Origin of the sequence: Xanthomonas sp., assembly GCF_017163755.1 — a bacterium.
In the GTDB taxonomy this organism is placed as follows: Bacteria; Pseudomonadota; Gammaproteobacteria; order Xanthomonadales; family Xanthomonadaceae; genus Xanthomonas_A.
The window spans coordinates 57,170-78,946 of the sequence record NZ_JAFIWC010000022.1 but is presented as its reverse complement, the minus strand read 5'-3'; the positions used below and the strand labels follow the sequence as shown (position 1 = coordinate 78,946).

The following is a 21,777-nucleotide window of genomic DNA, read 5'->3' as shown; positions in this document are numbered from 1 at the left end:
TTGTGCCGGAGTGATCGTCTACCAAATCGTCCAGTCGCGGCCGGAAGGGTCCCAATCGGCCGTCATCGCTTGCGATGCCTTTACGATTTGTTTACAAAGGCGAGGACGCCGCCGCGGTGCAGGGGGTCGCTGCGGCCGACCCACATCCATTCTGGAGAGAGATTCGGATGAACTACCTGCACCGCCATTCTTTGGCTTCTGCCGTCCTGTTGTGCCTGTCGGCCAGCGCGCCCGTCGCCTTCGCGCAGTCCGATGCGTCCGAGTCCCAAAGCAACGCGTCCAACGCCACCACCCTGGACAGCGTCCAGGTCACCGGTACCCGCATCCGCAAGGCCGAGCTGGAAGGCCAGGTGCCGGTGCAGACCCTGAGCCGCGCCGACATCGAGCGCACCGGCCTGAACTCGATCGGCGACGTGCTGCAGGAGCTCACCGCGTCGGGCTCGGCGTTGAACGCCAAGTTCAATTCGTCCGGCAACTTCGGCTTCCCGCCCGATGGCAGCGGCGTCGGCGCCGGTTCGGCGCAGGTGGACCTGCGCCACCTGGGCGCCAAGCGCGTGCTGGTGCTGGTCGACGGCATGCGCTGGGTCAATGAATCCTCCGCGTCGGGCGTGGGCTCGTCCACCGACCTCAACACCATCCCGCTGGCGATCGTGGAGCGCATCGAAGTGCTCGAGGACGGCGCCTCGTCGCTGTACGGCTCGGACGCCATCGCCGGCGTGGTCAACATCATCACCCGGCGCCAGTTCGACGGCGCGCAGATCACGCTGAACTACGGCCAGTACGACAAGGGCGACGGCGCCAGCAAGGGTTTCGACCTGGCCTGGGGCCACAGCACCGACCGCACCAGCCTGTTCCTAGGCGCCAGCTATACCAAGCAGGACCCGATCTACGCGCGCGACCGCGAGCAGTCGCTGTACCCGGTGCCGCAGACCGGGCTGGCGTTCGGCAGCTCGGCCACGCCGACCGGCCGCTTCATCTTCGTCGATCCCAACACCGGCGCCGAGCAGGACCTGACCCCGAACGGCGGCGCCACCGCGCCGGCCTACGACGGCAGCGCCGGCTGCACGCGCAGCGACGACTACCACTGCTTCGGCACCGCCGACCGCTACAACTTCGCCGCCTCCAACCTGCTGCTGACCCCGTCCGAGCGCAAGGGCGTGTTCGGCCAGTTCCGCTTCTTCTTCAACGACGACGTGCAGTGGTACCTGAAGGTGCTGGGCAACCGCCGCGAGTCGACCAACCAGGCCGCGCCCGAGCCGCTGTTCCTCGGCCCGGACGCCGGCACCGGCAATCCGCTGGCCGACAACATCTTCATTTCCGCCGCCAACCCGTACAACCCGTTCGGCTTCGACCTGGACTCGGCCAGCAACCTGATCATGATCGGGCGGCGCCCGGTGGAGGGCGGGGCGCGCGTGTTCGAACAGCGCGTGGACACGCAGTACGTGGGCACCGGCTTCGTCGGCAGCTTCGAGACCGCCGACCGCACCTGGTTCTGGGACGTCAACGGCGCCTACAGCAAGAACAAGGCCGAGCAGACCAACTACGGCAGCTACAACATCTACAACGTCAACCTGGCGCTTGGCGATCCGGCCGCGTGCGCCGCGGTGGCCGGCTGCGTGCCGCTGAACATCTTCGGAGGGCCGGGCACCATCACCCCGGACATGCTGCGCTGGATCCAGCCGGTGGTGCGCGACCGTAGCCAGAACGAGCTGACCCAGTTCACCGCCAACCTCAGCAGCGACCTGTTCCAGCTGCCGGCCGGCGCGGTGTCCTTCGCCGCCGGCGTGGAGCACCGCAAGTACGAAGGCTGGTACCAGCCCGATCCGCTGACCGTGGCCGGCCGCTACAACGGCGTGCCGTCGCTGCCGACCTCCGGCGAGTACGACGTAAACGAGGCCTACCTCGAACTGAGCGTGCCGATCTTCGCGGACTCGCCGCTGGGCGACAAGCTGGACCTGAGCCTGGCCGGACGCTACTCCGACTACTCCACCTTCGGCGGCGAGTTCACCCCGAAGTACGGCCTGCGCTGGCAGGTGTCCTCGGACTTCGTGCTGCGCACCAGCTACGCCGAAGGCTTCCGCGCGCCGACCATCGGCGAGCTGTACGGCTCGGCCGCGCGCGCCGACCTGACCCTGTCCGATCCGTGCTCGATCGGCCTGGGCGGCACCCCGCCGCGCGGCAGCGCCGCCAACTGCGCCGCGCTCGGCGCGCCGGCCGGCTACCAGCAGGCCAACTCGCAGATCTCGGTGACCACCGGCGGCAATCGCGAGCTGGAGCCGGAAATGGCGCGCAGCTTCAGCGCCGGCTTCGTGTGGAGCCCGTGGTTCGCCAGCAACGTGCCGTGGTCCGACCGCTTCGACGTGGAAGTGACCTTCTACCGGCACAACATCGAAGGCGCGATCCAGGCGATCAACGCCCAGACCCAGCTCGACCTGTGCGTGGACACGCTGGACCCGACCTATTGCGAAGGCATCACCCGCGCCTCCACCGGCGGCATCAACGGCTTCAACAACCGCCTGACCAACCTGGGCTCGATCAAGACCGACGGCTGGGACGTGGACCTGTTCTGGACCTCGCCGGAAACCGCCGCCGGGCGCTTCAAGCTGGGCTGGCAGAACACCTTCGTCACCCGCTACGTCGCCACCGGCGCCGCCGGCCAGGTGCAGCCGCAGGAACCGGGCGTGGAAGTGGTGGACAGCGCGATCCCGGAATGGACCAGTAACCTGACCCTGGACTGGAGCCTGGCGCGCTGGAACGCGTCGTGGACCGTGCGCCACATCTCCGAGCTGACCGAGCAGTGCGGCGACGCGGTGGCGTTCCCGGTGTGCAGCGACCAGGCCGCCGGCACCAACACGCTGGACGCGATCACCTACCACGACCTGCAGCTGGGCTACCGCTTCGACTGGCTGAAGGGGCTGACCGTGAGCGGCGGCGTCAACAACGTGTTCGACAAGGACCCGCCGATCTGCCTGTCGTGCTCGCTCAACGGCTACGACGCGTCCACCTACGACATTCCCGGCGGGCGTTACCTGTACGTGCGCGCGGACCTGAAGTTCTAGCGGGTTCCGGCTTCCTGTGAAGGAAGACGACCAGGCATGGGGAGCGACTGCGCTTGCCGGGGCACGATGCCCTCGCGACCGCAGTCCCTCCCGGCATGCGTCTGACGGTAAACCGCATGCCCCGCCCTGTGGGAGCGACTTCAGTCGCGACGGGCTTTACCGCAAGGCCTGTCGCGACTGAAGTCGCTCCCACAATTCATCGAAAGCTGGCAAGAGCGCTGACGGCCGCCGCCCTCGCCGACCGCGACGGCCTGACCGCGCTGTTCGACGAAATCCGGACGCAGCGCGTGGTGCTGCGCGGCGGCTCAGGCGATTGTGGTCGTTTTGTAGGAGCGGCTTCAGCCGCGACGGGCTCTACCGAGATGCCCATCGCGATCGATACCGGCACCCGGAGCCGCTCCGCAGCAACGCCGCTAGCGCAGCATCGACTGCGGCACTTCGATCTGCATCGCCAGCGCCAGGTGGTCGGAAAAGGCAGCCGGCACCGCGCGCTGTTCCGCGCAGCGCAGGCCGTCGCTGACCAGGATGTGGTCGATCGCGCGCTGCGGCGCCCAGCTGGGGAAGGTGGGTACCACGCAGCCGGGCGGCTGCAGCCGGGTGCGCTTGTACAGCGCCTGCATTTCCGGGCGGTCGGCCACGCAGTTGAAGTCGCCCATCAGCACCGCATTGGGATGGTCGGACAACAGTTCGGCGATGAAGGCCAGCTGCGCCAGGCGCGAGGTGGCGCCCAGCGACAGGTGCGCCACCGCGACGGCCAGGCCTTCGGCGCCGTCGCCGAACTTGGCCAGCAGCACGCCGCGCCCGCCGAGCCGGCCGGGCAGGGCGTGGTCCTGCACCTCGACCGGCTCCAGCCGGCTGAGCAGGCCGTTGGCGCTGGACGCCACGCCGCCCATGCGCCGGTTCGGCTGATGGCTCCAATAGCTGAAGCCGGCGCGCTCGGCCAGATAGTGGGTCTGGTTGGTGAAGCCCGAGCGCAGGCTGCCGGGGTCGCTTTCCTGCAGGCCGACGATGTCGTGGTCGCTGGCCAGCTGCGCGATCGCGTCCAGGCTGTTGCGCTTGCGCCCGGCCGGCAGCGCATGCGACCAGCTGCGGGTCACGTAGTCGCTGTAGCGGCGGGTGCTGGAGCCGGCCTGGATGTTGGCGGTGAGTACGCGCAACGTGCGGGTGCTTGGATCGGTCACGGCGTGGGGCGGCCTGCGGCGATGGTCGTCGGGGGGGTTACTTCGCCAGCGCGGCGCGCTCGCGCGCGATCAGGTGGTCGGCGATGCGCAGCATGTCGTCGTAGCTGGTGCCCTTGACCAGGTACTTGCCGTTGACGATCAGCGACGGCGTGCCCTGGATGCCGCTGCGCGTGGCGAACTGCTTGGCGCGGTTGGTCTTGGTGGCGACGGCGAAGCTGCTCATGGTGTCGGCGAACTGCTTGGCGTCCACGCCGTGCTTGGCATAGAAGCCGGCGATGTCCTGCACCGAGTCGCGGCCGCGCTCGCCCTTCAGGGTCTGGTCGAGGTGGATCGCCTTGTACAGCGCGTCGTGGGTCTTCTCCTGCACGCCCAGCGCCTCGGCCGCGTAGAAGGCGCGCGCGTAGTCGTCCCAGGTGCCGCCGAACATCGCCGGCACGTAGACGAAGCGCACGTCCGACGGCAGGCCGGCCTTCCACGAGCTCACCTGCGGCTGGAAGCGCGCGCAGGCCGGGCAGACGTAGCCGAACACCTCGGTCACTTCGATCTTGCCGTTGGTCGGCTGGAACGGCTGGCCGCCGGGGATGTCGACATAGTCGGTGCCGGCGACCGGCTCGGGGCCGTTGGGCGAGCGCGGCGCGACCGGCGCGGCGGCGCTGTCGGCGTCGGCGGGGGGCGTCGCGGCGTCGGCCGGCGGCGCTGCAGGCTGCGGCGCCGGCGCGGCGGCATCGGCGGCCGGCGCGTCCTGCGCGGTGGCGGGGGCCGCGGGGGTCGCGGGCGCGGCGGTATCGGCGGAGCCGTCCTGGGCCTTGCACGCCACCAGGATCGGCAACAGGGCCAGCAGCGTCAGGGCAAAGCGGGTCTTCATCGATGCATCTCCAGCATGAAAAGGGGAAGACGGCCCACCGCGCCCAAGGACGCGGCAGGCAACCCCATCATCATGCCACGGCGCGGATGAAGCGCCGTCGCGCGACGCGCCTACCTGGCGGCGGCGCGCTCGCGCGCGACCAGCGCATCGGCGATGCGCAGCATGTCTTCGAATCCCTTGCCCTTGACCAGGTACTTGCCGTTGACCACCAGCGACGGCGTGCCGGTGACTTCGGTGCGCATCGCGAACTCGCGCGCGGCCTTGACCTGGGCGGCCACCTGCGGGCTGTTGAACGCCTGCACGAAGCGCTGCGGCTCCACCCCGTAGGCCTTGTAGAACGCGGCCAGCTCTTCCGGCGACACGTTCTGTACCGGCACGCTGCGCGTGTCGTGGATGGCCTCGAACAGCGCGCGGTGGCTGCGCGACTGCACGCCCAGCTGCTGCGCGGCGAAGAACGCGCTGGCGAAGTTGTCCCAGATGCCGCCGAACGCGCCCGGCACCAGGGTCAGGCGCACGTCCTTGCGCTGCTTGGCGGCCCACGCCTCCAGCAGCGGCTCGAAGTGCGCGCAGTGCGGGCAGGTGTAGCCGAACACCTCGGCCACCTCGATCTTGCCGGCCAGCGGCGCGAACGGCTGCGGGTTGGCGATCAGCACGTAGTCCTCGCCTTCGACCACGGCGGCGGGCCTGGACTGCGCCAGGGCGATCGGCGGCAGCAGGGCGAGCAAGCACAGCAGCAGGCGGGGCAGAAGGTTCATGCGGTCTCCGTGGTGAAAAACGAACGCCGGTCGAGCGACCGGCGTGGGGGCAACGGGTCGGCGCCGCCGCGCCCGGCGGCGCGGCTAGGAGCGCGCGGGCGTGGCGGCAGGGGCGGCCGCCTGCGCCGCGGCGGCATCGTCGGCGCGGTCGTGCAGGCCCTGCAGGTAGCTGGCCAGCGCCTTGATCTCCTGGTCGGTCAGCGGCTGCGCCACCTGCGACATGATCTTGAACAGGGCCGGGTCGCGTTCCTGGGTGGTGCCGGCCTGGTATTCCTGCAGGCGCCGCGCCACGTAGTCGGCATGCTGCCCGCCAAGGTGCGGATACGCCGGGCCGGGATTGCCGGCGCCGGTGGGCCCGTGGCAGGCCATGCACGCCGGGATGCCGCGCGCGGCGTCGCCGCCGCGGTACAGCTTCTGCCCGATCTCGTAGAACTTCATGCCCGCGTAGGGGCCTTCGCTGACCACGGTGTCGTCGGCGATGCCGGCGGCGGCCTTCTGCGTGGCGAAGTACGCGCCGATGTCGCGCATGTCCTGGGCGGTCAGCGGCTGCACGAACGGCACCATCGCCGCGACCGCGCCGGTGGTGCGCTCGCCATGGGCGATCAGCGCCATCTGCCGGGCGCTGTAGCGTTCGCTCTGGCCGGCGATGCGCGGGTACATCGCCAGCGCCGGGTTGCCGTCGGGGCCGTGGCAGGCGGCGCAGGCGGCGGCCTTGGCCTGGCCGGCCTTGGCGTCGCCCCAGGCGGCCTTGCTGACGTCGCCTTCCAGCGGCGCGGTGCGCACCGGGGCGTTGTCGGGAATCGGGACCACCGCGGTCTGCGCGAACGCGACCGCGGCGGCGACGGAAACGGCTAGACCGGCAAAGGCAAGAACGCGAGCGTGGCGCATTGCTGAAGCTCCGTGTGACCCCAGCGGGAGCCGGGCCGGCAACCGCATGTCGCGCGATTATCCCTTCGCGACGCCATGCCGGTCAACGAACGCCGGTCCGGCCGCCGCCGCGGACCCGGCGAATGCGGGGCCGGCGGACGGCATCGGCGCCGAACGTGCGATCCTAGCGCCATGTCGCTACTCCTAGAACGTGCCCAATACCTGCTTTCCGCCCACAACCACCGGCAGCTGCCGGAGGATGGGGGCTGGGAAGTCGCCTTCGCCGGCCGCTCCAACGCCGGCAAGTCCAGCGCGCTGAACGCGCTGACCCGCCAGAACGCGCTGGCGCGGGTGTCCAAGACGCCCGGCCGCACCCAGCAGCTGGTGTTCTTCCAGGTCCAGCCGGAGCGCTACTTGGTCGACCTGCCCGGCTACGGCTACGCCAAGGTGCCGCTGGAGCTGCAGGCGCACTGGCAGTCGTTCATCGACCAGTATTTCCGCACCCGGCAGGCGCTGCGCGGGCTGGTGGTGGTGATGGACATCCGCCATCCGCTGAAGGACTACGACCGGCAGATGCTCGGCTACGCGGTGCAGCGCGGGCTGCCGGCGCACGCGCTGCTGACCAAGGCCGACAAGCTCGGCCGCGGCCAGCAGGCGCAGGCGCTGCAGCAGGTGCGCAAGGAACTGGGCAGCGCGTTCGGCGACACGGTCAGCGTGCAGACCTTCTCCGGCGAGACCCGCCAGGGCGTGGACGAGGCCCGCGCCATCGTCGGCGGCTGGCTGGGGCTGGAGACGGCGGCGGCCGAATAGGCCTTCATCCGACGGCGCCGTTCTGGAACCGCCGGAACATCGCCGGCGCCATTGCCAGGCGGATTATGCCGCCCTGCCGCATGGCGTCCCGCAGACGCAGGCGGACAGCTTCCATGCTGCCGCCGCAAGCTATGCGGTTCGCAGGCACGTGATGGGCCATGCGAAGATGGTTCGCCCCGGCGGCTGTGGCGCCAGCTCGCCGTTGGGGGCCAGCTCACGATCCCGTGACCGACGCGGGCAGCGTTCAGTGCGGACCGCGCGCCCGTGTGGCGACGGCCGCAGACCGTTCCATCGCTGAAGCCCGGCCCGCGTCGCGACTCCAGCTCGACTCGGCCCGCTACGGAGGAACCCATGACGACCGGCATCGACGACAGAAGAACCGGCAAGATCGCAGCCGGATCGATGCGGATAGGAAAGGCGGCGGTTCTTGCCGGACTGCTGCTCATCGCCGTCACCGCGTTCTTTGTTCCGGATCACCAGGCACAGGAATTGGCGCGGATCGCAGGCGGCGCACTGGTGCTCGTCGGCAGCCTTGGGTACGGCCTGGGACGGCTCACTTCGGTTGCAAAAAGATCTCCGCGTTCCGGCGCGCCCTAGCCGGCGACCCGTCGGCCAGCATGCGAACCGCGCCCGCGTCGGGCCAGGCGCGGGCGGCCGATCGCCCGTGCCGGGCAAGCGTCCCGCCGTGGAGCGGGGCGCACGGCGGCGCCGGCACGTAGGGAGCCGGCAGAAATTCCTTGTTTCCGACCTGAGCCGATCGCCGCCGCGCTCACCGCGCCGGCGGCAGCGGCGCGAATTCGGCCGGCACCCAGGCGAAGGCCGCGCCGTCGCGGCGCACATGGCCCAGGCCGGGGAACGGCAGGTGCGCGCCGGCCACCCACCAGCGACCGTCGGCGGACTGCGCCAGCATCTTCTTGCGCGCGTCGATCGCCGCGTCGCGATCGCTGTCGGACTCGAACGAAGCCTGCGGTTGCGCGAACTGCACCGCGTGGTAGTGCACCAGGTCGCCCCACACCAGCAGCCGGCTGCCGGCGCCGCCGTCGAAGCGGTAGGACACGTGGCCGGGCGTGTGCCCATGCGTATCCAGCGCCACCGCGCCGCCGGGCAGGACCGCGCCGGGCGCGAAGCGGCGCAGCCGGCCCTGCGCCTGGTACGGCGCGACCGCCGCGCGCGCCAGCGGGAAGGCGAACTTCAGCATCTGCGGCGCGGTGGCCTGCGAGGCCGGATCCAGCCAGTACGCGGCATCGGCCGCGCTCAGCCACACCGTGGCGTTGGGGTAGGCGGCCTGTCCCTGCGCATCGAGCAGGCCGCACATGTGGTCGGGATGGGCGTGGGTCAGCAGCACGTCGTCCACCTGCGCCGGCGTGTAGCCGGCCGCGCGCAGGTTCGCCAGCACCTGGCCCAGGCCAGGGCCGAAGCAGGCGGCGGTGCCGGTATCGACCAGGGTCAGGTGCATGCCGTCCTGGATCAGGTAGGCGTTGACCGCGGTCTGCAGGCCGTCGTCGTCTTCGGGGACGTAGCGGCGGTCGAGCAGGCGCCCGAGGGTGGCGGCATCGACGTTGCCCAGCTCGCGGCGCGACAGCGGCACGGTGCCGTCGAACAGGGCGGTGACGCGCAGCGTGCCGACCACGTGGCGATAGTAGCCGGGGACTTGCGCGTCCGGCGCGTCCGGCGCGGCCGCGCCCGCAGCGGGCGGGATCGACACGGACGCGGCCAGGGCCAGCCAGGCCAGCGGGCGCAACAGGGAAACGGTCATCGGGATCTTCCGGTGCGAAGCGGCAGCGCCGCGGTACCTGCAGGTTGCACGGCCCGCGCTGCGCGATTCGCTCATTCGGCTGCGCGCGCCGCTCGGCATCCGCAGCACCGCGCGCCGGGCGCCGCGGTCAGCGCTGGTTGCCGATGCTCGCCGGGTCCAGCCCGTAGCGTTGCTGGAAGCGCTGGCTGAAGCTGCGCGTGGAGCGGTAGCCGGCGCGCGCGGCCACGGTCTTGAGCGGCCAGCGCGTGGTGTAGAGCAGTTCCATCGCATGCGCCAGCCGCGCGTCGACGATCAGTTCGCGCAGCGAGGTCCGCTCGCCGGCCAGGTGGCGGCGCAGCGTGGCGCCGCTCACGCCGAGGCTGTCCTCGATGTCGCGCGAGCGCCAGTCGCGTTGCGGCTGCGTGGCGACCAGCTCGCGCACCTGCGCGGCGACGCCGGGCGCCGGCGGCAGCAGCAGGCCGCCATGGCCGCGGCGGCAGAACGACACCACCAGCGCCGCCAGCGCCAGTCGCGCCTCGGTGTAGTGCCCGTGCTGCAGCGCCTGGCGCCATTGCAGCAGGCAGGCGCCGAACTCGACCGCCGGCAGCCGCGCCAGCGCCTCGCCGGCGTCGGGCAGCGGTTCGTTCCACAGCATGCGCGCCGCGCCCAGCGCCTCCTCGCACAGCGGGATCAGCGCGCTCAGGTACAGGCCGCTGTGCGGGTCGGGCGTGTTGATCACGTCGATGCGGCAGCGCCGCGTCACCAGGAACAGGTCGCCGGGCACGAACGCCAGCGCCTGGGTCGCGGTGCGCACCTGCTTGCGGCCCTGCAGCAGGATCGCCAGCTGCGGGCGCGGAATGTCGACCGAGCGCGCGCCGTGTTCGCGCCGCGCTGACACGCAGGCATAGCCTTCGGCGCGTTCGCAGGCGGCCAGGCTCGCCAGTTGCGCGAGCAGGGCGTCGACAGGAGCGGCGGCGGCAGCGGCAGGCATGGCCGGCGATGCTACAGCAGCGGCTGCGGGCCGGTCCGTCCCGGTGCGGGCCGCGTTGCATCCGCCGGGCATCGCGCGCGGCGGACGCGGTTAGACCTGGATCCCGAACAGGCGCCCGACCGCACCGGTGGCGAGCATCGCCGCCGCGCCCCAGAACACCACGCGGATGGCGCCGCGCACGCCGGACGCGCCGCCGGCGCGCGCGGCCAGCGCGCCGGTCAGCGACAGTCCGGCGAGCGTCGCCGCGCCGGTCACCGCCACCTGCATGCCCGGCGGCGCCAGCAGCGCGGCCAGGATCGGCAGCGCCGCGCCGCAGCAGAACGCGGCCGCCGAGGCCAGCGCCGCCTGCAACGGACGCGCGCGCAGGGTGTCGGTGATGCCCAGCTCGTCGCGCGCATGCGCGGCCAGCGCATCGTGCGCGGTCAGCTGCTCGGCGACCTGGCGGGCCAGCGCCGCATCCAGCCCGCGCTGGCGGTAGATGCCGGCAAGCTCGTCCAGTTCGCTGTGCGGATCCTCGCGCAGTTCGCGGCGCTCGATCGCCAGGTCGGCCTGCTCGGTATCCACCTGCGAGCGCACCGAGACGTATTCGCCGGCGGCCATCGACATCGCGCCGGCGACCAGCCCGGCGATGCCGGCCGACAGCACCGCCGGCGCGGCGGCGCCGCTGCTGGCCACGCCCACCACCAGGCCGGCCACCGACAGGATGCCGTCGTTGGCGCCGAGCACCGCGGCGCGCAGCCAGCCGGCGCGGTCGGCGCGGTGGATCTCGGAATGGGCGGGACGCATACGCTGCCTGTAGAGCCGGGACGGGCGTTCAGCCTAGCAAGCGCCGCCGCGCATGTTTGGCTGCGTCTCAGTCGCGACCGCCGCGGGCGGTGGAATGCTGCAACACCGCCGGTGGCGATATGGCCTTGGCGGCGGTCACGCTATAGTGCGGCCCTTGCGATGGCGCCGGGCTGTCCCCACATCGCCTCACCTTCTGTGCGAGCCTGCCCTTGTCGAGCCCCAGCCACGTTGCCGAGACGCCGATCACCGACCGCGCCCAGCTGGTCGAGGTGCTCGCCTCCGGAGAAAAGCCCGAAGCGCAGTGGCGCATCGGCACCGAGCACGAGAAGTTCGGCTTCCGCCTGGACGACCTGCGCCCGCCGGCGTTCGACGGCGAGCGCGGCATCGAGGCGCTGCTCAACGGGCTGACCCGCTTCGGCTGGGAGCCGGTGCTGGAAGGCGGGCGCACCATCGCCCTGCTGCGCGACGGCGCCTCGGTGACGCTGGAGCCGGCCGGCCAGCTGGAGCTGTCCGGCGCGCCGCTGGAGACGATCCACGACACCTGCGTGGAGGTGGGCAGCCACCTCAACGAGGTCAAGCAGGTCGCCGACGAGCTGCGGCTGGGCTTCCTGGGCATGGGCTTCCAGCCCAAGTGGCGCCGCGACGAGATGCCGTGGATGCCCAAGGGCCGCTACCAGATCATGAAGAACTACATGCCCAAGGTCGGCCAGCTCGGCCTGGACATGATGACCCGCACCTGCACGGTGCAGGTCAACCTGGACTACGCCACCGAAGCGGACATGGTGAAGAAGTTCCGCGTGTCGCTGGCGCTGCAGCCGATCGCCACCGCGCTGTTCGCCGATTCGCCGTTCACCGAAGGCAAGCCCAACGGCTACCTGAGCTACCGCTCGCACATCTGGACCGATACCGATGCCGGTCGCACCGGCATGCTCGACTTCGTGTTCGAAGACGGCTTCGGTTACGAACGCTACGTCGACTACCTGCTCGACGTGCCGATGTACTTCTCCTACCGCGACGGCACCTACGTCGACGCCAGCGGGCAGAGCTTCCGCGACTTCATGCAGGGCCGGCTGCCGGCGCTGCCGGGCGCGCTGCCGACGCTGCGCGACTGGTCCGACCACATGACCACCGCGTTCCCGGAAGTGCGGCTGAAGAAATACCTGGAAATGCGCGGCGCCGATGCCGGCCCGTGGGGGCGGCTGTGCGCGCTGTCGGCGTACTGGGTCGGCCTGCTGTACGACGATGCGGCGCTGGACGCGGCCTGGGACCTGGTCAAGGATTTCAGCCTGGCCGAACGTCACGCGCTGCGCGATGGCGTGCCGGAGCAGGCGCTGAAGCTGCCGTTCCGCCACGGCACGGTGCAGGACCTGGCCGCCGAGTCGGTGAAGATCGCGCTGGGCGGGCTGCGCCGGCGCGCCCGGCACAACGGCGACGGCCAGGACGAATCGCGTTTCCTCGACCCGCTGGTGGAGATGCTGCAGGCCGGCGAGACCGCGGCCGAGCGCAAGCTGGCGCTGTACCACGGCGCGTGGCACGGCGACATCGACCAGGTGTTCCGCGAGTTCGCATACTGATCCGGCGCGCCGGCTGCGTCCGACGCGGCCGGCCGTGAATTCATCGCGCGATGGGCGGCTTTCGGCCACTAGGCCGCGATGCAAGCGCCTGCTGCCGTCTCAGGCAGACGCCTGACACGGCAGCCGTACGCTGACCCGCAGGCCGCCTTCGGCGCGGTTGTCCAGGGCGATCTCGCCGCCGTGCGCCAGCGCGATGCTGTGCGCCACCGACAGGCCCAGGCCGATGCCGCCGGTGTCGCGGTTGCGCGAGTTCTCGCCGCGGAAGAACGGCAGGAACAGCTGTTCGCGCTGGGCCGGGTCGATGCCGGGTCCGTCGTCGTCGATCCACAGCACGCAGTCCCCGCCTTCGCGGTGCAATTGCAGGTGCGCGCGCTTGCCGTACTTGAGCGCGTTCTCGACCAGGTTCATCACCATGCGCCGCAGCGACAGCGGGTCGCCGTCCAGGGTGATCGCCTGGCCGGCGGCGAAGTCGACCTCGGCGCCGGTGTCGCTGGCGTCGTCGACCACGCTCTCCACCAGCAGGCGGAAGTCCAGCGGCGCGCGCGCGCCGCGGCGGCTGTCGTTGTGGATGAAGTCCAGCGCCGCGGAGATCATCGCCTTCATCTCCTCGATGTCGGCCAGCGTCTTGTCGCGCAGCGGCGCCTGCAGGCCCTCCAGGCGGAACGCCAGCCGCGCCAGCGGCGTGCGCAGGTCGTGGGCGATCGCCGCGACCATATGCGTGCGCTCGTTGACCAGCCGGTTCAGGCGCGCCTGCATCGCATTGAACGAATCGGCGGCCTGCACGATCTCGCTCGGTCCGCTGCGCTGCAACGGCGCAGCGTCCGGGTTGCGGCCGAGGCGGTCGGCGGCTTCGGCGAAACGCCGGATCGGCGCGGCCAGCGCGCGCGAGAACCACCACGCCAGCGGCAGCATCGCCAGCAGGCCGGCGACGAACAGCAGCGCGACCTGGGTCTTGAACGCGGTGGACAAGCGCCGCGGCGGCGAGACCACGCTGCGCCAGCGCCCGTCGGGCTGGCGCAGCGCGGCGGTGAAGCCGCCCAGCAGCGGCGATGCGGGAGCGAAGCCGCGCTCGCGCCAACGCGAATCCATCGCGCGCATCTTCGCGCCGAACGCGGCATTGGACGCCGGCCCGCCCGGCGGCTGCGGCGGTGGCGCCGCGGCGCCGTCGATCGGAGGCTGCGGCGGCCCGCCATGCTCGGGGAGCGGCGGCATGCCGTCGCGCTGGAAATCCTCGCCGTCGGGCGGCGCGAATTGCAGCCGCATGCGCCGCGGCCGCTCGCCCGGCGCGAAGTCCGCGCGTGGCAGGTTCTCGTCGCCGTTGCGATAGAAGCGCACCTGTTCCGGCGCCACGTCCAGCCAGTTCGCCATCATGAACTCGGCGATCGAATCGCGGATCTGTCCCGGCGCGGGCAGCGGCGCGTGCGCCGAGTCGCGCACTTTCAGCGTCTGCGTACCGGCGGGCATCTTGGTCGTCAGCAGCGCGATCACTTCCGGCGGATGCACCGGCATTTCGTAGACCGGCGTGCGCAGCACCAGCAGGGCGATGCCGATCAGCTGCGCGGTCAGCAGCGCCGCCAGCAGCAGCAGGAAGGTGCGCACGAAGATCGACATGCCGCGGCGGCCCCGCTGCTCGGGCGCGCTCACAGCCGCGCGACGCTCGGCAGCAGCATGTAGCCCTCGTTGCGCACGGTGCGGATCAGCTCGGTCTGCACGCGCTCGTTGATCTTGCGGCGCAGGCGGCTGATCTGGCTGTCGATCGCGCGGTCGTAGACTTCGGTGTCGCGCCCGCGCGCATAGTCGAGCAACTGGTCGCGGCTGAGCACGCGCTGCGGGTGCTCGACGAAGGTGCGCAGCAGCCCGAACTCGCCGTCGGAGAGGTTGATGAAGATGCCGGTGGGGTCGCGCAGGTCGCGGCGGATCACGTCCAGGCGCCAGCCGGCGAACTCGTACACGTTGCCGCGCGCTTCCGGCGGCAGCGCCGCGGCCTGGCTGCGGCGCAGCAGCGCACGCACCCGCGCCAGCAGTTCGCGCGGATTGCACGGCTTGGCCAGGTAGTCGTCGGCGCCCACTTCCAGGCCGATGATGCGGTCGGTGTCGCTGCCCAGCGCGCTGAGCATGATCACCGCCGGCGCGCCGCGCTCGCTGGCCAGCTGCCGCGCCGCGCTCAGGCCGTCCTCGCCCGGCATCATCACGTCCAGGATCACCAGGTCGGGCTGGCGCACGGCCATCAGCCGGCGCATGTCGGCGACGTTCTCCGCCGATTCCACGTGATAGCCGTGCTCCTGCAGGAACTCGCTGATGAGCCGGCGCAGGTCCGGATCATCGTCGACCACCATTACGAAAGATTTCATGTCCATGGTCTTGAAGGGCGGCCGCGCGGAGTGCAGCCAGTCTAGACGCGGCCGCTGCCGTCGGGGAACTGGCGCGGGCGCGCCGACCATGATGTGTGCAGGGCGCGGGATCGCGGCGCCATCATAGTCAGCGGTACCGGTGGCCCCATGGCTGAATTGTGTCGACCGCTGACAAACGACGACAAATCGCCGACACCCATGGCGCGGACGCTGGCGTCCTTTCACGCTGCAGAACGTCCATGGCGTCCGATCTCTTCCGCATCGTCAGCTGCGACAACGGTACCGGCCTGAGTCGCGATCTCGACCTGATGGCGCAAGCCCTGGCCGCCGGCGGGCATCGTGTGCAGCGGCTCGGTTTCAGCCGCGGAAAGCTGACTCGGCAGGGGCAGGAGGCCAGGGCGTGGCTGGCGCGCGCGCTGTACGGTCGCGTGCATGCCCAGGTGTTCTCCGAGCGGGTCTATCCGCGTTGCCTGCCGTTGGCCGAGCGCAACCTGCTGGTGCCGAACCCGGAATGGTTCCTGCCCAAATGGCTGCCGACGCTGCGTCGGTTCGAGGCGGTGCTGTGCAAGACCCGCCACGCCGAACTGGCGTTCCGCCGGCTCGGCTGTCGCACCCGCTACATCGGCTTCACCAGCCGCGACCGCTACGATACCGACGTGCCGCGGCGCTATGCGTTCTTCCATCTGGCCGGGCGCAGCACTGCCAAGGGCACCCAGGTGCTGCTGGATACCTGGGCGCGCCACCCCGAGTGGCCGCCTCTGACCGTGGTGCAGAACCCACGCACCGCCGGCGCACAGGTACGCGCCGGCAACATCGACCACCGCATCGGCTATCTGGACGATGCGCAATTGCGCGTGTTGCAGAACGCGCACGCGTTCCACCTGTGTCCGTCGGAAGTGGAAGGGTTCGGCCACTACCTGATGGAGGCGATGAGCGTGGGCGCGGTGACGCTGACTACCGACGCCGAGCCGATGAACGAACTGGTGACGCCGGCGCGCGGCCTGTTGCTGGCCCCGGCGTGCTCGCGGCCGATGCGGCTGGCCAGCTACCACTATGTGGATCGCGAAGGCATCGAGGCGGGCGTGGAGCGCGCGCTGGCACTGACGGCACCGCAGCGCGCGCAGCTGGCCGCCGCGGCGCGCGCCCATTTCCTCCACAACGATGCGGCGTTCGCGGCGCGCTTCCGCAGTGCGGTGCTGTTGCGGGAGCCGCTATCCAGCCCTGGCATGGACGTGGGCGTGGCCGCGGTCGGCGCGCCGCTGCCGTGAGCGGTGCGGGCGGCGTGCGCAAAGGAACGCAGCTGTGCGCTGTGTCCGTGCGCGAACGCGCTGGTGCTGCTCGGGCGACGGGCGCTCTGCGCCGCTGCGCGTCATGTCCGTTCGCGCTTGTGGCCACGCAGGCACCGCCGCACCGCTGCCGTTGCGCGCACGTCGCGCCGGCTGGCGCACGCGGACAACGGCGCGCGACAGCGGCATGGAAGCCTGTCGTGAGCCGGCATGCGGACCGGCTGCGGGTTCATCCGGCGCGCGCTGCCGGTGCCGACATCCACGCCGCCACCAGGAGGAGGCTTTGCCCCATGACATTGCATAGATTCGCCAGCGGCACGCTGGCCCTGTTGCTGACCGCCTCGCTGGGCGGATGCGTCACCGTCTGCGTCGGCGTGCCCGGCCCTGGCCCGCTGCCTGCGGACGGCCCGCCGCCGGGCGCGGGCCACGGCTCGGCGGCAGGGCCGGACGGCGGCGAGCGCCGCCCGCCGATGCATCGGCACGATCCGGCGTTCGATGCCGCATTGCAGGCCTGCGCCAGCGAACTGGGCCTGCCCCCGCCGCCGCAGGGCGGCAGGCCGTCGCGTCCGCCGCAGGCCGGCGCCGATACAGAAACCGATACCGGCACGGCGGGCGGCGCGTCCGCGCCAGCAGCCAGGCCGGCCGCGCGCATGGACTTCGCCAAGCTGGACGCGTGCCTGCGCGGCAAGGGCATGGCGCCGCCCGCACACCGCGGATCGGCGCCGGCTTCCGCTTCCTTGCCGGCGCCGCCTGCCGACCGCTGACGGTTGCGGGCACGATGCCGGGACGCCCGGGTCCCTCGAGGGGAGGGGCCCGGGCGTTTTCTTTTCCGCGCGTCGGAATATACTGTCCCCCAGTATAGTTCCCGGACCCGCCGCGCATGCCGCACACGCCACACGAGAAGAAACGCGTCCTTGCCCGCATCCGCCGCGTGCGCGGCCAGACCGAGGCATTGGAGCGCGCGCTCGAGGGCGGTGCCGACTGCGCGGCGGTGCTGCAGCAGATCGCGGCGATCCGCGGCGCGGTCAACGGGCTGATGTCCGAAGTGATGCAGGCGCATATCCGCGAGGAGTTCGGCCACGCCGCCACCTCCGACACGCAGCGCGCCGCGCGCGTGCGCGAGATGGGCATGCTGGTCCGTTCCTATCTCAAGTAACCCGAACCCCACGACCCAACCCGTTATTCCAGGAGAACCCTCATGAAATCCCGTGCCGCCGTTGCCTTCGAAGCGGGCAAGCCGCTGCAGATCGTCGAGATCGATGTCGAACCGCCGCGCCAGGGGGAGGTGCTGGTCAAGATCACCCATACCGGCGTGTGCCATACCGATGCGTTCACGCTGTCCGGCGACGATCCGGAAGGCATCTTTCCGGCCGTGCTCGGCCATGAAGGCGGTGGCGTCGTGGTCGAAGTGGGCGAGGGCGTCACCAGCGTCAAGGTGGGCGACCATGTGATCCCGCTGTACACGGCCGAATGCCGCAAGTGCAAGTTCTGCCTGTCCGGCAAGACCAACCTGTGCCAGGCGGTGCGCGCCACCCAGGGCAAGGGCCTGATGCCCGACGGCACCACCCGCTTCTCCTACAACGGCCAGCCGATCTTCCACTACATGGGCTGCAGCACCTTCAGCGAATACACCGTGGTGCCGGAGATCTCGCTGGCGGTGGTCAACCCGGAGGCGCCGCTGGAGAAGGTGTGCCTGCTCGGCTGCGGCGTCACCACCGGCATCGGCGCGGTGCACAACACCGCCAAGGTCAAGCCGGGCGACACGGTGGCGGTGTTCGGCCTGGGCGGCATCGGCCTGGCGGTGATCCAGGGCGCGGTGCAGGCCAAGGCCGGGCGCATCCTGGCCATCGACACCAACCCGGGCAAGTTCGACCTGGCGCGCAGCATGGGCGCCACCGACTGCATCAATCCGAAGGACTACGACAAGCCGATCCAGGACGTCATCGTCGAGCTGACCGATGGCGGCGTGGACTTCAGCTTCGAGTGCATCGGCAACGTGCACGTGATGCGCGCGGCGCTGGAGTGCTGCCACAAGGGCTGGGGCGAGAGCGTCATCATCGGCGTGGCCGGCGCCGGCCAGGAGATCAGCACCCGCCCGTTCCAGCTGGTCACCGGCCGGGTATGGCGCGGCAGCGCGTTCGGCGGGGTCAAGGGCCGTACCCAGCTTCCGGGCATGGTGGAGCAGGCGATGCACGGCGAGATCGACCTGGATCCGTTCATCACCCACAACCTGCCGCTGGAAGAGATCAACGAGGCCTTCCACCTGATGCACGAGGGCAAGTCGATCCGCACCGTGATCCATTTCTGACCTGACGGTCAGTCCGGCGCGCGGCCGATTCCGCGCATCTGCACAGTTGTAGTCAACCCGGGAGGGGCAAGATGAGCAGCGTAACGATTCATCCGGCGGTGGATGGCGGTGTTCGCGCCGGCGCGGAGAATTTCCAGGGCGGCACGCTGGAATGCCACTGCGCCAGCGACAAGGTGACGGTGGAGGTGGGCGCGCAGACCGCGCACAACCATGCGTGCGGCTGCACCAAGTGCTGGAAGCCGAAGGGGGCGACCTTCTCCGTGGTAGCGGTGGTCGGGCGCGACAAGGTCAAGGTCACCGCGCACGAGGAGAAGCTGAAGGTGGTCGACGACAGCGCGACGATCCGGCGCCATGCCTGCACCGGCTGCGGCGTGCACATGTACGGGCGCATCGAGAACACCGAGCATGCGTTCTACGGCCTGGACTTCATCCATACCGAGCTGTCGCCGCAGCAGGGCTGGTCGGCGCCGGGCTTCGCCGCGTTCGTGTCCTCGATCATCGAAAGCGGCACCCGCCCGGAAGCGATGGACGGCGTGCGCGCGCGGCTGCGCGAGTTGCAGCTGGAGCCTTACGACTGCCTGTCGCCGGTGTTGATGGACGCCATTTCCACCCACGTCGCGCGCAAGAGCGGCGTGCTGCATTGAAACCCGCCGTGTCCGCAACGCACCGCCACGGGCGGTGCGTTGCGGACGCGGCTTCGGATGCGGTCGGCGCCTGTGCGCCCGCATTCCCTTATCTGGGATCCCATTCCATGGAACGCATCGAACACCACGCCTGCTGCGGCGGCTGGCAGGACGTCTATCGCCACGATTCGGCCGTGCTCGGCTGCACGATGAACTTCGCCGTCTACCTGCCGCCGCAGGCCGAGCACGCCGCGCTGCCGGTGCTGTACTGGCTGAGCGGGCTCACCTGCACCGAGCAGAACTTCATCACCAAGGCCGGCGCGCAGCGCTATGCCGCCGAGCACGGGGTGATCCTGGTCGCGCCCGACACCAGCCCGCGCGGCGACGATGTCGCCGATGCCGACGGCTACGACCTGGGCAAGGGCGCCGGCTTCTACGTCAACGCCACCCGCGAGCCGTGGGCCAGGCACTACCGCATGTACGACTACGTGGTGCAGGAGCTGCCGGCGCTGATCGAGGCCAGCTTCCGCACCACCGGCGCGCGCGCGATCAGCGGCCACTCGATGGGCGGCCATGGCGCATTGGTGGTCGCGCTGAAGAACCCCGGGCGTTATCGCAGCGTGTCGGCGTTCTCGCCGATCGTCGCGCCGGGCCAGGTGCCCTGGGGCGAGAAGGCGTTCGCGGCGTACCTGGGCGAGGATCGCGCCGACTGGAAGGCCTACGACGCCACCGCGCTGATCGCCAGCGCCGGCGAGCGGCTGCCATTGCTGATCGACCAGGGCGGCGGCGACGAGTTCCTCGACAAGCAGCTCAGGCCGCAACTGCTGCAGGATGCGGCCGATGCCGCCGGCTATCCGCTGACGCTGCGCGTGCAGCCCGGCTACGACCACAGCTACTACTTCATCAGCAGCTTCATCGGCGAGCACATCGCCCACCACGCGCGCGCGCTGCAGGACTGAGCGCGCCGCGCCCGCGCCGCGTCGGCGGTCCGCATGCCGCGCTGCGCCGGTGCGGGCGCATGCCGTGGCTTTTCTGCGGGTCCGGTGCGATGCGGGCGCGGGCGAGGCGCATGCGCCCGGCTTGAATGGCGGGCGTCCCCGGTCCGCGCGCCATGCCGGACGAGACGGTGCGCAATCCCTCGGCGAATGCCGGCGCGTGCGTCAGCCCGCTTGCCGCGCCGCCAGCGCGCCGAGCCGCCGCATCGCACGCTCCAGCGTCTGGCTCCACGGCTGGCCGCAGCTCAGGCGCAGATGGCCGGCGTAGTCGCCGCGGCTGGAGTACAGGTGGCCGGGCGAGGTGCCGATGCGCTCGGCCAGGGCGGCCTCGAACAAGACCTGGCCGTTGCCCCCCTCGGGCAACTGCAGCCACAGCGACAATCCGCCGGCCGGATCGCCGGCCCGGGTGCCCGCCGGCCAGTGCCGCGCCACGCTCTCGCGCAGGCGCTGCCCGTTGTCGGCCAGGGCGCGGCGCAGCTTGCGCAGGTGCCGATCCAGGTCGTGGCGCGCCAGGTAGTCGGCCAGCGCCAGTTGCGCCAGGCTGGCGCTGCCGACGGTGGAGAAGTACTTGGCGCGCACCAGCGCGTCGGTCCACTCTCCGCCGAGCAGCCAGCCCACGCGCAGGCCCGGCGCCAGGGTCTTGGAAAACGAGCCGCAGGTGATCACGTTGGCGTGGGTGTCGAAATGGCGCAGCGGCAGGGGGCGCTGCCCGGACCACGCCAGTTCGCCGTAGATGTCGTCCTCGATCACCACCGTGCCGTGGCGCGCGCAACTGGCGAGCAGCGCCCGCTTGGCGCTGTCGGGGGTGAGGCTGCCAAGCGGGTTGTTGAAGTTGGGCACCAGCACCGCAGCGCGCACCCGGGTGCGCTGGAGCAGCGCGTCCAGGCGGGCGGCGTCGATGCCGTGGCCGGGGCGGTTCGGCACTTCCAGCACCTTCAGCCGCAGCGCCGCCACCGCCTGCAGGATGCCGTGGTAGGTCGGCGTCTCCACCAGCACCACGTCGCCCGGGGACGTGACGGTGCGCAGCGCCAGGCTGATGGCCTCCATGGTGCCGGCGGTGATCACCACCTCGTCCGGCGCCACCGCGGTGGCGCTGTACGCGTAGCGCTGGGCGATCTGCTGGCGCAGTGCGGCGTGCCCCTGTGGCGGCGCATAGTCCAGGGCCGTCGCGCGGTTGCGGCGCAGCTGCCGCGACAGCGCCGCGGCCAGCGCATGCCCGGGCAACAGTGCCGGCGCCGGCGTGGCGCTGTGCAGCGGTACCAGGTCCGCGCGCGCGTACATGTCCAGCACGCGCTGCAACGCCGGATTGTCGACCTTGCCCGGCGCGCGCCGGCGCGGCCCCGCAGCCGGCGGCGGCAGCGTCGCCGCCGCGCGCACGAAGTAGCCCGAGCGCGGGCGCGCCTGCGCCAGGCCTTCGCGTTCCAGCTGCAGGCAGGCCTGCACCGCGGTGGCGGCGCTGACGCCGTGGCGCGCGGCCAGTTGCCGGATCGACGGCAGGCGGTCGCCCGCACGCAGGCCACCGCGCCCGATCTGGTCGCGCAGCTGGGCGGCCAGGGTTTCGTACAGCAGCATGCGCGGCTCCATCTGTATC

19 protein-coding genes and 2 pseudogenes are annotated in these 21,777 nt (G+C 71.1%); 10 read left to right on the top strand and 11 right to left on the bottom strand.

Going from position 1 to position 21,777, the window contains the following annotated elements; translation table 11 throughout:
• Positions 1–167: 167 nt before the first annotated feature.
• Positions 168–3,059, top strand: coding sequence for a TonB-dependent receptor (locus JR065_RS15290; protein ID WP_206235161.1), 2,892 nt, complete (start codon positions 168–170; stop codon positions 3,057–3,059).
• 413 nt (positions 3,060–3,472) lie between these two features.
• On the opposite strand, the gene JR065_RS15285 is transcribed toward JR065_RS15290, so the two are convergent.
• From JR065_RS15285 to JR065_RS15270, 4 genes are all read right to left on the bottom strand, one after another.
• Positions 3,473–4,240, bottom strand: coding sequence for an endonuclease/exonuclease/phosphatase family protein (locus tag JR065_RS15285; RefSeq protein ID WP_206235160.1), 768 nt, complete (start codon positions 4,238–4,240; stop codon positions 3,473–3,475).
• Between the two features lie 37 nt (positions 4,241–4,277).
• Positions 4,278–5,105, bottom strand: coding sequence for a thiol:disulfide interchange protein DsbA/DsbL (locus JR065_RS15280; protein ID WP_206235159.1), 828 nt, complete (start codon positions 5,103–5,105; stop codon positions 4,278–4,280).
• Positions 5,106–5,215: 110 nt separating this feature from the next.
• Positions 5,216–5,860, bottom strand: coding sequence for a thiol:disulfide interchange protein DsbA/DsbL (locus JR065_RS15275; RefSeq protein ID WP_206235158.1), 645 nt, complete (start codon positions 5,858–5,860; stop codon positions 5,216–5,218).
• Positions 5,861–5,944: 84 nt separating this feature from the next.
• A complete protein-coding gene (locus JR065_RS15270; RefSeq protein WP_206235157.1) occupies positions 5,945–6,748 on the bottom strand; it encodes a c-type cytochrome in 804 nt (267 codons plus the stop codon).
• A 171-nt stretch (positions 6,749–6,919) separates the two neighbouring features.
• On the opposite strand from JR065_RS15270, the gene yihA reads away from it, so the two are divergent.
• The gene (yihA, locus tag JR065_RS15265; protein WP_206235156.1) at positions 6,920–7,537 is read left to right on the top strand and encodes a ribosome biogenesis GTP-binding protein YihA/YsxC; all 618 of its coding nucleotides are present in this window, start codon (positions 6,920–6,922) and stop codon (positions 7,535–7,537) included.
• Between the two features lie 351 nt (positions 7,538–7,888).
• Complete coding sequence (locus JR065_RS15260) at positions 7,889–8,134, top strand: hypothetical protein (protein ID WP_206235155.1); 246 nt, start codon at positions 7,889–7,891, stop codon at positions 8,132–8,134.
• 172 nt (positions 8,135–8,306) lie between these two features.
• Here the strand turns inward: JR065_RS15260 and JR065_RS15255 are convergent, their stop codons facing one another.
• The 3 genes from JR065_RS15255 to JR065_RS15245 all read right to left on the bottom strand — a co-directional run bounded on the left by JR065_RS15255 (position 8,307) and on the right by JR065_RS15245 (position 11,049).
• Positions 8,307–9,293 carry an MBL fold metallo-hydrolase gene (locus JR065_RS15255; RefSeq protein ID WP_206235154.1) on the bottom strand — a complete coding sequence of 329 codons (987 nt, stop codon included), beginning with the start codon at positions 9,291–9,293 and terminating at the stop codon, positions 8,307–8,309.
• A 127-nt stretch (positions 9,294–9,420) separates the two neighbouring features.
• Positions 9,421–10,263 carry a helix-turn-helix domain-containing protein gene (locus JR065_RS15250; protein ID WP_206235153.1) on the bottom strand — a complete coding sequence of 281 codons (843 nt, stop codon included), beginning with the start codon at positions 10,261–10,263 and terminating at the stop codon, positions 9,421–9,423.
• 90 nt (positions 10,264–10,353) lie between these two features.
• A complete protein-coding gene (locus tag JR065_RS15245; protein ID WP_206235152.1) occupies positions 10,354–11,049 on the bottom strand; it encodes a VIT1/CCC1 transporter family protein in 696 nt (231 codons plus the stop codon).
• A 209-nt stretch (positions 11,050–11,258) separates the two neighbouring features.
• On the opposite strand from JR065_RS15245, the gene JR065_RS15240 reads away from it, so the two are divergent.
• Positions 11,259–12,623 (top strand): glutamate--cysteine ligase, encoded by a 1,365-nt coding sequence (locus tag JR065_RS15240; protein WP_206235151.1) that lies wholly within the window; start codon positions 11,259–11,261, stop codon positions 12,621–12,623.
• A gap of 99 nt (positions 12,624–12,722) precedes the next feature.
• On the opposite strand, the pseudogene JR065_RS21900 reads toward JR065_RS15240, so the two are convergent.
• The 3 genes and pseudogenes from JR065_RS21900 to JR065_RS15230 form a co-directional block, all read right to left on the bottom strand.
• A pseudogene (locus tag JR065_RS21900) lies at positions 12,723–13,679 on the bottom strand (ATP-binding protein); the annotation flags it as partial.
• Positions 13,680–13,933: 254 nt separating this feature from the next.
• Positions 13,934–14,234, bottom strand: a pseudogene (locus JR065_RS21895) (two-component sensor histidine kinase); the annotation flags it as partial.
• 29 nt (positions 14,235–14,263) lie between these two features.
• On the bottom strand, positions 14,264–14,980 hold the full coding sequence (locus JR065_RS15230) for a response regulator (RefSeq protein WP_206235149.1): 717 nt from the start codon (positions 14,978–14,980) through the stop codon (positions 14,264–14,266).
• 233 nt (positions 14,981–15,213) lie between these two features.
• Here JR065_RS15230 and JR065_RS15225 point away from each other — a divergent pair, with 233 nt between their 5' ends.
• The 6 genes from JR065_RS15225 (at position 15,214) to fghA (ending at position 20,150) form a co-directional block, all read left to right on the top strand.
• Positions 15,214–16,242: a glycosyltransferase gene (locus JR065_RS15225; RefSeq protein ID WP_206235148.1), complete on the top strand. Its 1,029-nt coding sequence runs from the start codon at positions 15,214–15,216 to the stop codon at positions 16,240–16,242.
• Positions 16,243–16,550: 308 nt separating this feature from the next.
• Entirely contained in the window at positions 16,551–17,024 is a 474-nt protein-coding gene (locus tag JR065_RS15220) for a hypothetical protein (protein WP_206235147.1), read from the top strand.
• Positions 17,025–17,140: 116 nt separating this feature from the next.
• On the top strand, positions 17,141–17,416 hold the full coding sequence (locus JR065_RS15215; protein ID WP_206235146.1) for a metal/formaldehyde-sensitive transcriptional repressor: 276 nt from the start codon (positions 17,141–17,143) through the stop codon (positions 17,414–17,416).
• Between the two features lie 42 nt (positions 17,417–17,458).
• Positions 17,459–18,568 (top strand): S-(hydroxymethyl)glutathione dehydrogenase/class III alcohol dehydrogenase, encoded by a 1,110-nt coding sequence (locus JR065_RS15210; RefSeq protein ID WP_206235145.1) that lies wholly within the window; start codon positions 17,459–17,461, stop codon positions 18,566–18,568.
• 71 nt (positions 18,569–18,639) lie between these two features.
• Entirely contained in the window at positions 18,640–19,212 is a 573-nt protein-coding gene (gfa, locus tag JR065_RS15205) for an S-(hydroxymethyl)glutathione synthase (protein WP_206235144.1), read from the top strand.
• A gap of 107 nt (positions 19,213–19,319) precedes the next feature.
• Entirely contained in the window at positions 19,320–20,150 is an 831-nt protein-coding gene (fghA, locus tag JR065_RS15200) for an S-formylglutathione hydrolase (protein ID WP_206235143.1), read from the top strand.
• 201 nt (positions 20,151–20,351) lie between these two features.
• On the opposite strand, the gene JR065_RS15195 is transcribed toward fghA, so the two are convergent.
• On the bottom strand, positions 20,352–21,758 hold the full coding sequence (locus JR065_RS15195) for a PLP-dependent aminotransferase family protein (protein ID WP_206235142.1): 1,407 nt from the start codon (positions 21,756–21,758) through the stop codon (positions 20,352–20,354).
• Positions 21,759–21,777 lie beyond the last annotated feature (19 nt).